The organism is Streptomyces sp. ADI96-02, from assembly GCF_003846185.1.
In the GTDB taxonomy this organism is placed as follows: domain Bacteria; phylum Actinomycetota; class Actinomycetes; order Streptomycetales; family Streptomycetaceae; genus Streptomyces.
In genome coordinates, this window is record NZ_ML123034.1 from 1,862,911 (window position 1) to 1,878,954 (window position 16,044).

The 16,044-nt window shown below is 69.8% G+C and carries 12 protein-coding genes; 3 read left to right on the forward strand and 9 right to left on the reverse strand.

The genetic code is table 11. The annotated features are described in order from the left end of the window. The 5 genes from EES43_RS08200 to lanL all read right to left on the reverse strand — a co-directional run. A partial coding sequence (locus EES43_RS08200; RefSeq protein WP_164493128.1) for an ABC transporter ATP-binding protein occupies window positions 1–993 on the reverse strand: 993 nt, incomplete at its 3' end. Beyond that, on the reverse strand, window positions 990–2,720 hold the full coding sequence (locus EES43_RS08205; RefSeq protein ID WP_124268115.1) for an ABC transporter ATP-binding protein: 1,731 nt from the start codon (window positions 2,718–2,720) through the stop codon (window positions 990–992). The genes EES43_RS08205 and EES43_RS08200, both read right to left, overlap by 4 nt. A gap of 100 nt (window positions 2,721–2,820) precedes the next feature. Beyond that, complete coding sequence (locus EES43_RS30965; protein ID WP_206430007.1) at window positions 2,821–2,937, reverse strand: ALQxL family class IV lanthipeptide; 117 nt, start codon at window positions 2,935–2,937, stop codon at window positions 2,821–2,823. A gap of 81 nt (window positions 2,938–3,018) precedes the next feature. Continuing rightward, window positions 3,019–4,848 (reverse strand): alpha/beta hydrolase family protein, encoded by a 1,830-nt coding sequence (locus EES43_RS08210; RefSeq protein ID WP_241192627.1) that lies wholly within the window; start codon window positions 4,846–4,848, stop codon window positions 3,019–3,021. A 62-nt stretch (window positions 4,849–4,910) separates the two neighbouring features. Then, window positions 4,911–7,886, reverse strand: coding sequence for a class IV lanthionine synthetase LanL (lanL, locus tag EES43_RS08215; protein WP_124268117.1), 2,976 nt, complete (start codon window positions 7,884–7,886; stop codon window positions 4,911–4,913). A 428-nt stretch (window positions 7,887–8,314) separates the two neighbouring features. On the opposite strand from lanL, the gene EES43_RS08220 reads away from it, so the two are divergent. Both EES43_RS08220 and EES43_RS08225 read left to right on the forward strand, forming a co-directional pair. Beyond that, window positions 8,315–9,400 carry a sensor histidine kinase gene (locus EES43_RS08220; protein ID WP_124268118.1) on the forward strand — a complete coding sequence of 362 codons (1,086 nt, stop codon included), beginning with the start codon at window positions 8,315–8,317 and terminating at the stop codon, window positions 9,398–9,400. Next, window positions 9,388–10,038 (forward strand): response regulator, encoded by a 651-nt coding sequence (locus EES43_RS08225; RefSeq protein ID WP_124268119.1) that lies wholly within the window; start codon window positions 9,388–9,390, stop codon window positions 10,036–10,038. Before EES43_RS08220 ends, EES43_RS08225 begins: the two co-directional genes overlap by 13 nt. Window positions 10,039–10,708: 670 nt before the next feature. Here the strand turns inward: EES43_RS08225 and EES43_RS08230 are convergent. From EES43_RS08230 to EES43_RS30535, 4 genes are all read right to left on the reverse strand, one after another. Further along, a complete protein-coding gene (locus EES43_RS08230; RefSeq protein WP_124268120.1) occupies window positions 10,709–11,365 on the reverse strand; it encodes an ABC transporter ATP-binding protein in 657 nt (218 codons plus the stop codon). Window positions 11,366–11,405: 40 nt separating this feature from the next. Then, window positions 11,406–13,463: a bacteriocin-associated integral membrane family protein gene (locus EES43_RS08235; protein ID WP_124268121.1), complete on the reverse strand. Its 2,058-nt coding sequence runs from the start codon at window positions 13,461–13,463 to the stop codon at window positions 11,406–11,408. 206 nt (window positions 13,464–13,669) lie between these two features. Next, a complete protein-coding gene (locus tag EES43_RS08240; RefSeq protein WP_164493129.1) occupies window positions 13,670–13,963 on the reverse strand; it encodes a lactococcin 972 family bacteriocin in 294 nt (97 codons plus the stop codon). 246 nt (window positions 13,964–14,209) lie between these two features. Continuing rightward, entirely contained in the window at window positions 14,210–14,371 is a 162-nt protein-coding gene (locus tag EES43_RS30535) for a hypothetical protein (protein WP_164493130.1), read from the reverse strand. A 108-nt stretch (window positions 14,372–14,479) separates the two neighbouring features. On the opposite strand from EES43_RS30535, the gene EES43_RS08245 reads away from it, so the two are divergent. Then, window positions 14,480–15,880, forward strand: coding sequence for a glycosyltransferase family 39 protein (locus EES43_RS08245; protein ID WP_164493131.1), 1,401 nt, complete (start codon window positions 14,480–14,482; stop codon window positions 15,878–15,880). Window positions 15,881–16,044 lie beyond the last annotated feature (164 nt).

A 16,044-nucleotide genomic window follows, 5' to 3' on the forward strand; every position in this document is an offset into this window, starting at 1 on the left:
GGAGGCGGGGGCGGAGGCGGGGGCGGAGGACCGGGCCAACCGGCCCAGCACGGTGGTCAGCTGAACTCCCCAGGACCCCAGCACGGCGACGAGCGAACGCAGGGCGGGCGCGACGCCGCTGAGCAGGTAGCTGGTGGCTCCCAGGAGTTCGCCCACCGACAGTGTGCCGCCGCGCAGGAGGGCGGGGGCCGCCACGATGAGGGCGAGCAGGGGCAGATGGCTGCCGAACGACACCAGGAGGGTGTTGGCCGAGGCGGTCCGGGCGACGCCGCGGCACGCGTCCCGGTGCTCGATGATCCGTACGCCGAGTTCGGCCGCCACCCGGTCGCGGGCACCGCAGGCAACGACGTCCCGGATGCCGTCGAACACCTCGCCGGCGAGGGCCGTCAGGCGCTCCTCGGCCCGCAGTTGTCCGCGCTGTCGCCGGGCGAGTGTGCGCAGGCGCGGAACGCAGAGCAGGAGGGTGAGGACGACCGGCGGCAGGGTGACGGCCGCCGCCGGCGCGGACAGGGCGGCCAGGCCGACGAAGGCCATCAGCAGCGAGACGCCCAGTTGCCGGGCGGAGCGCAGAAGCGCCGAGACCAGTGAACGCACGGTCTCCACCTGCACGGTCAGCCGCGCCACTCCCGCACCAGCGGGTCCCCGGGCGCCGCCGGCGGCCCGGTGCAGCGCGCCGGATGCCACCGCCGTGACCAACTCGTCCCGGAGCGGCTCCACGAGCCGCCCCAGCCACGGGGTGAGCGCGCGCGTCATCAGGGCGCGCAGCACCATCGCGGCCCCGAGCAGCCCGATCCAGAAGAACCCCGCGCCGGGCCGCCCCGCGAGGAAGCCCCGGTCGAGGGCGGCGGCGACCAGCAGACCGGAGCTGAGCGCCGGAACCGCCTCCAGGACCGACCACCCCGTGACCGCGACCGCCGCGCGGCGGTGCCGGCGGAGGAACCCGGCGAGCATGCGCCGGTCGATGGGGGCGGGGGCCTCGGGCGGGGCGCTCATGCCGTCTCCTGCCGCGTCGCGGACCGCCGCGGGGCGGGGGCGGCGGGCGCGGCGGCGAACAGCTCGCGGTAGGCCGTCCGCCGCCACAGCGCGCGGTGTGTCCCCAGGGCCCTGACGCGTCCGTCGTCGAGCCAGAGCACCAGGTCGGCGCGGGCGGCGGTGGACGCCCGGTGGGCGATCACCACCTGGGTCCGGTCGGACCAGGCCGAGGCGAGGGCGGAGTCGACCCGCGCCTCGGTGGCGGTGTCCAGGCTCGACGTCGCGTCGTCCAGGACGATCACGTCCGGATCGTGGACCAAGGCGCGTGCCAGGCCCAGTCGTTGGATCTCTCCGCCGGAGAGCGGCGCATCGTGGAGCGGCGTGTCGAAGCCGTGGGGCAGCCGTCGGACGAAGTCGTCGGCGCGAGCCGCCGCGGCGGCTGCCCTCACGGCCTCGTCGGAGACGTCCGGGCGGGCGAAGGCGATCATGCCGCGTACCGTCCCGCCGAGCAGCGCCGGCCGTTCGAAGGCGTAGCCGACCGCGGCGTGCAGGGCGTGCGGGGCCAGTTCCCGCAGCGGTACGCCGTCGACGGCGACGGTTCCGCCGTCCGGTTCCCGCAGCCGCCCGATCAGCGCGGCCAGGTTGCTCTTGCCCGCACCGGACCTGCCGACCACCGCGAGGGTCGTACCCGCCGGCACGTCGAGGTCGACCGCGTCGAGCACGAGGCGGGGGCCGGAGCGGACGGTCACCCCGGACAGAGTCACCCTGCCGCGGCGGCCCGCGACGCGGCCCCGCGTGCCGGGCGTCGCGGCGGGCTGGTCGACCACTTCGGCGACCCGGCGCGCGCCGGCGACCGAGACGCCGAGGGCGAAGAGGGCGTCGAGCTGGTCGAGGGCGGACATCGCCACGGCGGCGTACGCCACCACCGCGGCGAGCTCCCCCGCGCTGATGTCGCCGTTCAGCAGGGCGAGACCTCCGACGCCGAGCACCAGCACCTCCACGACCGGGGCCAGCAGGCCGACCTGCCAGCCGGTGTCCCGTTGCAGTCGCCAGATGCGGTGGCCGGTGCGGGACAGCTCCGGCAGGGGCTGGAGGACGCGTGCGGCCTCGGCCCGCGCCGTGCCGCTCGCGCCGATGGTCCGTGCGCCGCCGAGTGCTTCGAGCAGCAGGGCGGAGATCCTGCCCTGGGTCTGCTGGTAGTGGAGGAAGAGCCCGGAACTGCGGTTCATGAACAGGCGGGCGATGAGTACCAGGGGCGGCACCCCCAGGGAGAAGCAGAGGCCGAGCCGCCAGTCGAGCAGCCACAGCGCGACCACTCCGCCGAGGGATGTCAGCAGCGAGGCCGCGGTCGTGACGACGGTGACCCCGGCCGAGCCCGCCTGCGCGCAGCCCGCGGATAGACGCCCGGCGAGATCGCCCGCCGGGAACCTGGCCGCGCCCGGGACGCCCGCGTCCAGGGCGCGCCGGGCCAGGGTCCGGCGCAGCGCGGCCACCGTCGCGGAGCCGTACCCTCCGTTGGCCAGGGTCTGGAGCGCCCCCGCGGTCACCACGACGGCGAGCAGGCAGGCGAAGGCCGCCAGGGGGACGGAGGCCGGTTGTCCCGCGACGACCGCGTCGAGGGCCCGTGCCATGGCCCAGGGCAGGGCGAGGGTTCCGGCGGAGCCGATGACGGCCGTGGCGACGGTGAGGAGGAACCAGCCGCGTGCCTCGGCGGTCGCGTCCCTCAGCAGGCCCTGCGGGGACGTCATGGCTCTCCTCCCGGGAATCCGGCCGGTGGGCCGGCGCGGCGTGCGGTGCCGAGGTGTCGCGCCGGGCGTGCCGGGATCCGGCACGCCCGGCGCACGGGTGCTACTGCTGCTCGATGCTGGTGATGGCGCAGGTCCAGGCGCAGGTGGCGGTACAGCCGGCCAGGGCCACGGACTCCTCGCCCTCCAGGGTCTGCAGCTCGTCAACGTCGACGGTCATGGTGTCGTCCTCTCGTCATGAGTGATCGCGATACACCGCCGGGTCCGGCGGTGCCACACGGCCGCGGGAGCGACCGCGAGGTCAGGGGTGGGCGGCGGCGGTGCGGCGGGCCGGGAGTCCGGCCGCCAGGAACGTCACCAGTCGGTCGGTGAGTTCGGCGCCGCCCCGTTCCTGGAGCGGGTGATGGCCCGCTCCGGTGATTTCGAGGCAGTCGAAATGGACGTGTTCCGTGCGGCCGGCTTCGGCCAGCCGCCTCCGCAGACGCCTCGTCTCGTCCACCGGCACCAGAGGGTCATCGGCGCCGTGCACGGCGAGCAGCGGCACGCGGACGCGGTGGGCGAGGCGTTCGACGTCCCGGGGGCCGAGGTCGTCGTCCGGAGGTTCGCCCAGTCCGTGCCGGTCGATCAGCGCACGTACCGCGGGCGTCGCGCGTTCGTGGAGCCCGCGCGCGGACAGGAAGGGTGCGATGACAGCGCAGCGGGACCAGGCGTCGGGGTCGGCGCACACGGCCAGCAGGGCGAGGAATCCCCCGTAGCTGACGCCGAGTACGGCGGGAGGTTCGAAGCCGGGCGGGCGGTGTTCCGTCAGCGTGCGGACCAGTGACCGGATGTCCGCCAGGTCGGGCACGCCCCAGGCGCCGTGGACGGCCGCGGCGTGCGGGCGGCCGTATCCCGTGCTCCCGCGCTGGTTGGGCGCCACCACCGCGATACCGCCCTGCGACAGCGACGCGAACACCGGGTCGTAGTCCAGCGTCCAGCGGCCCTCCGGTCCGCCGTGCAGGGCGACGACGACGGTGCTCGCGGTGCGCCAGTCGCCGAGGCAGACCGCCTCGAACGTTCCTGACGGCGTCGGGAACCACTCGGTGGAGGCCGAGGTGGCGGTGGAGGCGTAGGTGGGGGCCGGGTCCTTCCACCCCGCGGCGGGGTGGGCGGGCCGCTCCCGGCCGTATGCGACGGTCCCGGGGACGGTGACGATGTCGGCGGGCCGGTCCGGGGTGGCGTACACGACCCGCAGCCCGCCCTCGCTCCACCCGGCGGCGGAGTGGAGCGCGCCCGGGGCCAGCTCCGCGGGTCGGGGCAGGTCGTCCGCCAGGTCGTACAGGAACAGGCGGGCCTGCGCTCCCCGGGAGACCCGCAGCGCCACGCGTTCGCCCGACGGGTCGGCGGCGAGCGGAAAGACCGCGCCGTCCAGGGAGTTGAGCCCTTCCGGAAAGTCCAGCCGTGCCGTGCCGTCGAGGCTGGTGCGGGCGATCCGCAGCCGCCCGTCCCCGGCGTCGGCCGCTGCCAGCAGGGCCCCGGAGCCCGGGAGCGAGAGGAGCAGTCGGTGGACGCGGCCACCGGCGGGGGAAGCCAGCGGATGCCAGGTACGGTCGCGGAGGTCCAGGACGACCGGGCGGCAGTCGTCGGTCCGGCCGAGACCGGGACGGTAGCGGCCGTCGGGGGCGAGGTCGGTGGCGTAGCGGCGACCCGTCGCGTCCAGCGGCAGGAGTCCGCCGACCCGGCCGGGCAACGCCACGGGATCGGTCAGGCGCAGGGGAGCGGGGCGGACCTGCCACACCCGGGTGCGGCCGTGCGGATCAGTCTCCACGGCCAGCGCGAGCACGTCCTGCGGGCCGCCGGCCACCAGCCGCAGGCCCCTCGCCTCCACCGCCGTGCGCTCCCCGGCGTCCTCCGCGCCGTCCGTTCCGGCGGGGTCGGCGGTTTCGGTGAGGTCGGCGGTTTCGGTGGGGTGGGACAGCATCAGCAGGTGGCGTCCGCTGCCCGCCGCGCCGCGCAGCCGCAGCAGCCCGCCGTCCTCGGTCGGCAGGACCTGGGTGGCCGTGGACTCGGCGGAGGAGCCCTCCCGGTACCGGGGTCCCGTGCCGTCCAGGTCCCACCATCCCGGGACCAGCCCGCCGTCGGCGGCGGTCACCAAGCAGGCCGCGTAACGGGATCGCTCCGAGAAGCGGAAGCTGAGGCGTTCCGGTCGCCGCTTCACGCCGTACCCGCCACGACGCGGGCGTCCGGTCCGGCGGGGATGCTCCGCCCGGCGGGGATGCTCCGCCCGGCGGGGATGCTCCGCCCGGCGGGGGTGCGGCGGTCTTCGACGGCGTCGCGTCCGGCGGCGGCGGCGTGGAGATCCGGTGGGTCCGGCATCCACAGTCGGGAACCTCCGTAGCGCAGGCGCAGCAGCATCCCGACGGTTCCGGAGAGACCGGTCTGGTAGCCGGCGGTGACCGCCTCCAGGGACTCGTCCGGCACCACCAGGAGGCCGTCGCGGAGCACGGCCCGGGTGGCGATGCACGCGGCCAGTTCGCGGGCCCGGTCCCGGTAGCGGGAGTCTTTGAGCACCGCGGACATGTCCAGGAGGAACTCGGCGTTGCCGGAGAGCCCGTGGCAGGCGGCCGGGGAGGAGGCCCACATGGCCTGCCTGACCGCGACCGCCGCGAGGGCGGCGAGGTCGCGGTGGCGTACGTCGCCCGATGTCCGCCACAGCCGGATCAGGAAGGCGCCGATCCCCGAGGAACCGCTGCACCAGTGGGTCTGTCCCACGGGCCCGTCGGCGGCGCGGTCGCCGGCCGGCCAGGCCGCACGGCCGTCCTCGACGCGGGCGAGGGCCACCAGGGTGTCGCCCGCCGTGCGGGCCGCGCTGACGAAGTCCTCCCGCTCCGCGGCGAGTCCGGCGGCCAGCAGGAAGGCTCCGATGCCCGCGATGCCGTGCGCGAACCCGTAGTGGCGGGCCCCCGCGAGGCTTGAGTCGAAGGTGGCCGGGATCGGCCAGATCACCCCGGCCGGGTGGTCCTCGGCCGCCGCGAGGACGGCCTCGGCGCAGGCCGCCGCCCGGTCGCGGAAAACGGGGTCTCCCGTCGTGTGCCAGAAGTGCAGCTGGGCCATGCCCGCCCCGGCGGCGCCGTGGCAGACGTCCCGGTTGGGCCAGTCGACGGGGACGGCGCGGGCCAGCGCGCACGCCTCCTCGACACCGTCGTCGTCGCCCAGCAGGCGGGCCGCGTCGAGCAGCGCCCAGGCCGTGCCCGAGCGGCCGAAGTACAGCCCCGGCAGGACGGTTCCGTCGGCTGTCCGCCCCGCGGAGGGATCGGTCAGCCGTCGCCGCGTCCACTCCGCGAGTTCCGCCACCCCCCGGTGGAGTTCGACGCCGCCGCGGGCCGCGGCGGCCCGGGTGACGACGGCGAGGACGCCGGCCGCGCCGTACTGCGCGTTGAGCGGGTCGGTGGTCGCGCCGAAACCGCTGAGCTCCCAGAGGTGCCCGCCGCCCTCGCGGCGGGTGCGCAGCAGGTGGGCGAGGCCGTCGGCGATCAGCCGCTCGCCGTCCTCGTCGGTGATGCCGGAGTCCGCGACGGTCCCCGCCCCGGCGGGACGCCCCGGTTCGGCCGCGTACCCGGAGCCCGCGGGCGCCGCCACGGCCTTCTCCCGTTCCACGTCCGCGAGGGCTTCCCGCACCCGGGAGAGGTCCCAACGACGTTCGGGCCGGGAGGAGCAGAGGGCGAGGAGTACGGGCAGCAGCGGCTTCGTCCAGGCCCGGTCGGCCACGGCGAGGGCGATCAGCGCCTCCGTGCGGTCGCCGACCGGACGGTCGTCGGGAACCAGGAGCATGTCGACGCCCACCGCCAGGTGCAGCAGCACCGCGCCGAGACTGTAGAGGTCCCCCGCGCGGGTGGGGGCCGTGACGTCGAAGTCGGTCAGCGAGGAGACCTCGGGCCCGACGTATCCCGGGGTGTACCCGCGTCGGACCGGGACGCCGTCGGGGACCAGGTACTCGACGTCGATCAGGCGCACCCGGCCGTCCGGGGTGACCATGAGGTTGTTCGGGGAGAGGTCCCGCAGCACATGGCCGGTGCCGTGGACGGCGTCGACCACGTCCACCACCTGCCGGGCCAGGGACAGGAACTCCTCCAGGCCCCCTACCGGCCGCTCGGCGAGCCGGTCGCGCAGCGTCCGCCCCGGTACGTGCTCCTGGACGAGGAACAGGTTGCCGCCCTGCGCGAACAGGTCGATCGCGGCCGGGGTGAAGCCCAGCGGCGCCAGCCTGCCCAGCATCTCGGACTCGTGGCGCAGGGTGTCCTGGAGATCGCTGCCGTCCACGCGCACCCCGACATGGGCGCGGGCCTCCTTCACGACGACCTGCCGGCCCGTCAGTTCGTCCGTCGCGAGGTAGACGCCGCCCTTGAAGGCGTGCCGGATCGCCTTGCGGACCACGTAGCGGTCGTTGAGGCGGACCGCCTTCCGCCTCGCCGGGGCCGACGCCGCCGTACCCGCGGTCCCGGAGTCCGAGGCCCCGGCCGACGCGGGCGGTGCGGGCGGTGCGGCGAGCGTGTCGTCACGGCCCGGCTCGTCGGGGAACGGCTCGGGCGCCCACGGCGGAGTGGTCACCCACGCCTTGCGCCTGTCCTTCTCCAACACCCCGTCGGGCCTGCGCAGCCGGACGTCCGACTCCCCGTCGTTCGTCGTCACGCGCACACCGCGGAACACCCCGTAGCGGTAGTGCACGAGACTGTCCGCGGCGTAGGGCCGGTCGGACAGGATGCGCGGGCCCCGCAGCCCCGTCGTCGCGCGGTGCAGTCGTCGGGCCAGTCGCCGGAAGTGGTCGGGATCGTCCGGGTACACCGTGACGAACTTGCCGCCGCCGCCCCGGTCCGCCCGGCCGCCCGTCAGCAGCGCGACGCGGTCCAGCGCACCGGCGAACTTGAAGGAGGCCCGCTCCTCGACCAGGACATCAGCCGCCACCGCCAGGACCAGCGCCGCGGACAGCGGTGTGGCGGACAGGTGGAGCTTCCAGCCCTGCTCCCCGCTCTCGTGGCCGGCCGGGCGCACCGAGCACCAGAAGTCCCCCTGCTCGACTGCCCATTCCGCAGCGCCCCGCCGGCGCAGCACGCCGTCGACGATGCCGGGAAGCAGGCCGGTGTCCACGGCGAAGTACCTGCTGGTGCCGTGTGCGGCGCGGTCAGCGGTCACGGGGCAAGATCCTTCCGGTGCGGAGCTCGGAGCAGAGAGGTCCCACGAGGGGTGCGGGAGAGCGTGGCCGTGGCCGGACACCGCTCCCGGGCGGTGGCCGTGGCCGGACACCGTCCGGGAGGACGGAGGCGGCCGTGTTCGGCAAGGCGTTTCGGGCGCAAAACACCTGATGGCTAATCACATGAGTCGATGGAACGCCATAGGGGAACCGGGCATATTCGATGGGAAACACGCAGAGATGTCCGAGAATCTCGGGTCACCCCTCGACCAGCTGTGCCTATCGTGGCCGCGAGCGATCCCTTGATCTCCACGGGTGACGTTAGCGGTGCGCCGAGGGGCCGGGGCACCACCCGTTCTGGGGGGTTGCGATCAAGGGGGGCCGACGGATCCACAACAAGGACAGCGGGCTCGACCGCGCCCGGAACTCGATGGTGCTGGCCACCGCTCTCTACCGGGGCAGCCACCTCGTCGCGGGCGTCGTCAACGTCTCCCAGCACCAGCGCGACCGCCCGATCCAGTGGCTGCTCCTGGGCACGGCCATCGCCTCCACGGCCCTCGTCTGCACCGCGGCGAGGCGGCGGGGACGGGTCACGCGCCGAGCCGTGGGCCTGGACGCCCTGGTCGTCGGCTGCCTGCTCCCCTTCGGCGCGTACGCGTGGGGCGGCGCCCGGGAACCGGAGACGATCGCCTGGACCATGCTGCTGGGCGGTTCGGCCTCGGCCCTGGCCGCTGTGGCCTTCGGAGTGCGGGGAACCGCGATCGCCGTCGCCCTCCTGGTCTCGACACACCTCGTCGGCTACCTGCTCGTCCATGCCGACGCCGCTGTGACCGCGACCCACCTGAACGCCCTGGTGTTCTCGGCCGTCGTAGCCCGGGTGCTCGCGTGGTACCTCTGCCGCCAGGGCGCGCGGCTCGACGCCGCCAACCACCGGGCGTTGACCGCGGAGGCCCAGCGGGCGAGGTACGCGGAGCGCATCACCCACTACAGCGCTCTGCACGACACGGTCCTCGCCACCCTGACCGCCATAGCCCGCGGCGGTGTGGACGCCAACACCGCGGTGATGCGCCAACGGTGCGCCCGCGAGGCCGCCTACCTGCGGAGACTGGTCGAGCACACGGACGGCGAAACACCCGACTCGGACATACGAGCGGCACTGGAGGAGTCCGTCCGGGCCGCCGAGGCACTCGGCCTGCGGGTGACCGCCCGCTACCACGAGCCGCCCGCCGTCCCCGGCGACATCGCGCTGATCGTCGCGCAGGCGGCGACCGAAGCCCTGAACAACGTCCGCTGCCACGCCGGGACCGATCACGCCTACCTGACCGCCACCGGGGACGCCGGCCGACTGGTCGTCACCGTGGTCGACCGGGGCCGGGGCTTCGACGCCGGGGACCTCACCGGCGGCCTCGGGCTCGACCGGTCCGTGCACACGCGTATGCGCGCCATAGGCGGCCTGGCATCCGTGGACGCCGCTCCGGGCGAGGGCGTGAGAGTGGAGTTGAGATGGCCCAGCTGATCACCGTCGCCGTGGTCGACGACGACCGTATGCTCCTCGACGGTATCCGGTCGTGGTTCGACGGCGCCGCGGGGCTGCGCCTCGTGGCCTGTGCGCGCACCGTCGACGAGTTGCTCGCGGAACGGCGGGAGCCGCCGGACGTCGTCCTGCTGGACCTCATGCTGCGCGACGGCCGCCCGCCCGCGGAGAACATCCGCAGGCTGCGGGAGTCCGGCAGCCGGGTGCTGATGATCAGCGTGGTTCCGGACCGCGACCGGATCGTGGCCGCCGTCGCCGACGGAGCCGACGGCTTCATCACGAAGGACCACGATCTGTCCGTGCTCGTCGAGGCCGTCCGGGAGGTCGCCGCCGGGCGCACCGCGCACTCGCCGGAGCTGGCCTTCGCCCTCGCCTACGACCGGGGCGCCCGCCCCCGGCTCTCCCCGAAGGAGCGCGAGGTGCTGGTGGGTTACGCGTCCGGGCTCACCCTGAAGGCGACAGCCCGCCGGGCCGGCATCACGGTCAACACCGCGAAGTACTACGTGGACCGGGTGAAGACGAAATACCAGGAAGCGGGGCGCCCGACCTACACCAAGATCGACCTCGCGACCCGGGTCCGCGAGGACGGCTGGGTACACCCCGGCACCCCCACGGCCTGACACCCCGTAACCCGCTTCGCCGGCCGGCGGCCCACCCCGGCTCCGACTCCGACTCCGACTCCGACTCCGGCTCCCCTCGCCCCGCTCCCTGGAACGTCCCTTGGCGCGAAGCACGCCGGAAAACGAGTGTCCCCAGGTCAGAACGATTCTGCCTGGGGCCGCTCGGCGGGGCGGGTGGGACTCGAACCCAAAAGCGTGACGCCTCTCACCTGCGGAAACGTCACAGAGGCGGACATTCACATCCTGCTGGATCCCGCTGCATCCGCCTCGATCCCCGGCAACCGCACTGCGGTGCGGTACGTACCGCACGGCTACCTGGCGGCCCCTGCGCCTGTAGTGGGAGACGATCCGCCCGGCACATCTACTGCAACAGACAAGCCGACGGCGCACCCGCAGCGCATGCCTCAGACTCCGTTGCCACCCCGCCCCTTGACAGGTGCAGTCATACTCCGTATCGACCGGGCACCGGAAGCCGGGAGCGTATCGGTTCCGGCTTCCGGCCGAACACGACTCGGGCGCTTCGCGCTGGCACCCGCCCGCACGCCTCAGCGGCCAGGACACGGGCGTCACCTTTACTGTTACTGCCAGTATGGGCGTTCGAACTTTAAGTGGGACAGCCGTGCGCCCAAAGCTTGGCTGTAGTCGGTGTCCGCGGGAGGGGCTGACGGGTCTATAGCGAACCCACGAGAGATGAGTCGTGTACCGCGAACACCGCATCACATCGGCTACGGACGCTGTCGTCGTGGGTCGCGATGACCACTGAGCATCCGGACTTACTCATGCCCTCAAGGATGTCGATGACCATCGTGCTGTTGGCATCGTCGAGAGCGCCGGTCGGCTCGTCTGCGAGAACGACGGTTGGCTGCTGAATCATGAGGCGGGCCAGAGCCACGCGCTGCTGTTCTCCTCCGCTGAGGTGGGAGATCTTCTCTTCTTCCCGCCCGGTCAGACCGACGCGGTCTAGTACTTCAGCTAGGGACGTGTTGTCAGGGCGCTGCGACGAACGCCGCAGTTTGGTGACTACTTCCAGGTTCTCATGCACTGTCGCGGTCTCGATCAGGGCATAGTGCTGGAACAGGTAGCCGAGGGTATCGCGGCGGTATCGGCGGATATCACGCCGACCGAATCGGGTAATATCTTTCCCTTCGTAACAGATTTCCCCCTTGTCCGGTCGCTCGAGCAGCCCTAGACAGTTGAGGAGAGTTGACTTACCCGATCCACTTGGGCCGATGAGGGCCAGCATTTCACCGCCGTTAACGGTGAAGCTGATGTCGCTCCACACGGTGCGGGCTCCGAATGATTTCGATAGATTCTTTATATCGATCACGACGCACTCCGACTAGTGAGGAATTCCGTAACGAAAGGCATCACCCCTCGGTCGCCCCTTCTTTAATTATGCGGCGGTGAAAGAAGGCAAGGGCGAGAAGCACGGCTGCCAGTTCGAAGACGACGAGGCCGGTGATGACGCTGGTATCCAATGCAGTGATGTGAACGGCCTCGAAGGGGGCAGGCGCACCGGCCGCGGCAAGGTCGCGCAATTCTCTGTTCTGCTGCCAATTTTCGAAAGGCACTCTACTGGCAAAGATTATCGCGATTGCCACCTCTACAGCGAGTATGAAGCGGTGGGTAGCACTATACCTCCAACCACTGATGTGTCGCACGAAAATATTTTGGGCGTTCTTCCGCGAGTAAATAATGCACACACCTGCACCTGCGACAAGCAGCACTATCATGGCGATGATGAGGTTGAATGTGTGCAGTCGGAATTTATTCGACGCTTCCCTGAGGTCCAGTGCAGCTTTTTGTCCGACCGGGCTAACGGAGCTCACATAGTTTCGCAGGGATTGGGACCTGATACCATTCAACGCGTCGTTGGGGTCAGGAAATACTACGCCCCCCTGAGTAGCGAATGTCGCGTATGCATCGTTCGTAAGGAATGATCCATTGGGGACTACGATAAGGACCGGGTCGTCCACCAATGATCTGTCTTCGTCCGCGCTGTGTGCCGCGCTGTAAACGTTGGTACCGGTGTTGTATCCGAAGACACGTTGCCCTGTTTTGCTGGTGAGCGTTTCGAGCGGGATGTTCCGACTGAGATGCGGGTCAATTATCCGAGAGGCCGCTTGTGCGATGTCGGGCGTGTGCGAGGTCAGAGACTCAGGAACGATAACCCGGACCTGGCTCGACTTGCTATTACCATTTCCGGACGTGGCAGAATAACGTCGACCATTTATGCCGATAACTGACTGTTCACCAAGATAGGTGTCGTTGACGATAAGAATCTCACCGGCCGGCAGATGCGCTTCGGGAACGGACAGTTGGAGGTCTCTACGTCCGGAAACAATGACCTCACCGCGCTGGTCGGCCTGACGTAGCCACGGCCCCACGTGCTTGTCCAATTCGTCAAGTTGCATTGCAAAGGCGCCATTGAGGCGAATTGAGACTGCATCGCCGACAGTGTCATAGACCTCTCGGTTCTCCTGCCGCGTGAGAACATCCCTGGCCGCGAAGCTGACATGGCCGGCGATGCTCAGGGCGAGTAGCAGAGCGGGAATACGCACCAGGTAGACGCTGATGGATGCCGCCCGTGATGGCAGTTCGCCCTTGAGGGCAGGCAGCACGTCGACCTTGCACGTCAAGGCGAGCACGGCCGCATGTGTGGCGAGCACCAGGGCGCTGAGCAGGACGGCGATCACAACAGCTACCGACGTGAACAGTCCCAGCCAGGCGAAACCGTTGTAGAGGCCTAGGAAGCCCAGCGTGGTAGTCGCCACAACGCCAGCTGCCATTAGCCAGGACACCCTCAACTGTCGCAGGTCATGGAGAAGGATGCCGGTGAAGGACATGCCCTGCATTCGGAGGACTGCGTAGGTCTTCACATTGAGCAGCACGCTCGCGCCGGTCATCGTCAGTGCAGCGAGGGCAACTACTCCGAGGGCACGAAACAGGGGGTCGTCCGTGTACGTTTTGGACAACTCTTCGTATGACAGAGGGTGTATGACGCTTGCGACCATGCCACGGTCACTGAAATCGGATACCAGAGCATCGGCTGCCTCGGAAGACCCGAACACATAGTACGAGCCTCGCGGATCCTGATGCCCGATCTCTGATAGTGGATGCACACGTGTGTCATATTTCTCACTGAAGGCCGGATAGCCCTTACTTAGCCATGATGCTGTCACGGTGCCGGCGTCGCCCGTCGCCAAGTACAGATGCCGACGCCCGTCAGGGTTCTTCAGATCCGGCACTTCGCGACCCACCGCGACCCCGTGCTCGGTCGCGAAAGACTCGACGAGTCGAACGGCTTGAGCAGCACTCACCGAATCGTCCGAGTCGAGCACGGTGACCAAAGCCGAGTTCCCTAGAACCGTGCTCTCATCCAGCCCCCGCAGAAACAGAAAACTCAGTACTACGGAGAAGGCCAATATGGCGGCGTGGACGAATCTTATACCTCGGTGCAGCATCGGTTATTACCTAGGTTGAGGGTGCTCGGGGAGCACGCATCCGAATAGGCTCAGCTGAAAAAACAGCTGTGAGGGCGAGAGGTACTCGCCCTCACAGCTAAATTGAGTTAGGCATGTTGGAGCGGCGCCACTCGCACGTGCCGTAACTCAGTATTCGACCGGACGAACTAGCAGCTCGGGTCGTAGTAGTAGTTGATACTGCCACCGTTCTTGGACCCGGAGGCCAGGGACCACGAACCCGGCGACGTGCAGCCACTCCTGGAAAGCTGGCCGCCGATCGACACCGAAGAAGCGTGGTAGTTCGAGGCGTGCTTGTAGTTCGACCACGCCGTGTTGGCGCCCTGGTCGTAGCTCCAGGTACCCCCACCGACATTGACGGTGGTCGCCAGCGCGGGAGTGGCCGCGGCGAGGACGAGACCCACTGTCGCAATGGCTGCCTTAGCCCCGGTGCGCTTGTTCATGAATGTTCCCCTTTTCATCATGACCTTGTTCGCGGACAAACAAGATCTTGCTACGGAGAGCGGTCCAGCCTCAACCCTGAGTGCATGTGACGAAAGTAACTTTATAATACATACAACTACGCTCGCGCCGACTGGCGTTGAGGGTATGGGGTGACCTCACCGGAGGGTCGAAGGACATTTTCAGCTAATGAAGATGCACGTTCAAGCCAACGCTGGCTATTTAGCAACCTAAGCACTGGAATGGTCTCAGCCATAGGGCATGATTCCGGCCAGAAAGAAGGAATCAGTGGCCACTGCGATGGCATCCTGAAGCGCGCTGGATTTCATCGGGCCGCGCATCGCGGGGACTAGCTGCATCATCCGTCCGTCGCTTTGGGACGCCCCGCCGCCACAGAAGCCCTCGCTCACGTCCAGGACCGCATGCCGCCCGCCGCACCCCTACCCGAGGGTCTGAAAACGCTGATGAACTCCCCAACGACCCCCGCGCGTCACCGCGTTCTCGTCTGCCTGCTCCCGATGGTGTGGACACTGGCTCTCGGCCTTTGGGGACTGTCCCGGCAGGACAGCGTGTGGCGGGACGAAGCGGCCACCTGGCAGGTGGCCCAACGCTCCACGGCCGAGATATGGAGCATGCTGGGGAACGTCGATGTCGTACATGGCTGCTATTACCTCTTTATGCACGGATTGTTCGAATATTTCGGCCCCAGCACCACCACACTGCGGTTGCCTTCGGTGCTGGCCACAGCAGTGGCGGCTGCCTGCGTGGCAGCCATCGGACACCGGCTAGCCGGGCTTTCCGTGGGCCTGGCGGGGGGACTGGCGTTCGGGCTCCTCCCCGCCGTGCAGTTCTATCTCCAGGAGGGCCGCCCGTACGCGCTGGTCGCGGCCGGAGCCGGAATCTCGACCCTGCTGCTCGTGACCGCGCTGCAGGGGCGCACTCAGATGCCGCACTGGTTCGCCTACGGTGGGACGGTCCTGGCGTGCGGGCTGCTGAACTGGCTCTCGCTGATGATCCTGCCGGCGCACTTGCTCACGCTGCTCTGGACGCGACCCACGCTCCGCATATCCGTACGCTGGGCAGCCGCTTCCGCGGCCGCGACGGCGTGTGTACTGCCCCTGATGCTCTTCAGTCACAGCCAGTCCGTACAGGTCTCATGGATCCCGCCATTGACCTGGCACATGCTGATCGGACCGACGGTCCTTCTGCTGATCGGCGGCATCGGAGCCGCACTGGATCGGCCCAGGGCGGGCGACCTGTCGGTTGCGGCCGTCGGACTCCCCCTGCTGGCTGTACCACAACTCGGCCTGGCCGGCCTCTCCCTGATTCAGCCACTGTTCTTGGACCGGTACATACTCTTCAGCCTGCTGGGACTGGCGCTGCTGATCGGTTCGATCATCGGCTCGGCCGTACAAGCAGCCGCCCCCAGGTTCCCGAGGGCATCGAGGTGGATTCTCCCCGCAGTGGTCGCCCTCGCGGTGATGGCGCTGCTGCCGCAGGCGCTGGCAAAACGCTCGCCGGCAAGCCGGGTGGACGACGTCCTGGCGGCGGCGTCAGAAGTACGGCTGATGAACGAACCTGGAAGTGCAGTGCTCTTCATCCCGTCGGCCCGGCGGGACACCAAATCCGTCTCACCCAGCGCCTTTGCCGGCCTGCGGGACATCGCTCTGGCACAGAGCCCGGAGGAATCCGGAACACTCAAGGGTGTGGAAGCAGACCCGGACCAGATTCGCGCCGCAATGCTTGCCCAGCACAGAATCGTGCTGGTAACAGACGCATCTCAAGTGGCAAAACCGGTGACAGCCAAGCGGGACAAACTCAAGACCTCCGTGCTGACGACGTACTTCACGGTAGTAGCCGACGAGCAGGTCCGCGGCAGGCGTGTAACGGCCTACGAGCGACGCGCAGCAACTCACTGACCCCAACAGCGCAGCAGCTCATGCCCGGCCCCGGTATGGGAGACAGGAGCCGGTCCTGACCGCTTGGTGGTCGAGACCGAGGCCTGCGTCTGAAATGGCGTATGCGCCTCCCAGATGCCAGCGTGTAAACGGTCGTCCCCTGTGGTGACAGCAGGCGGCTGCCC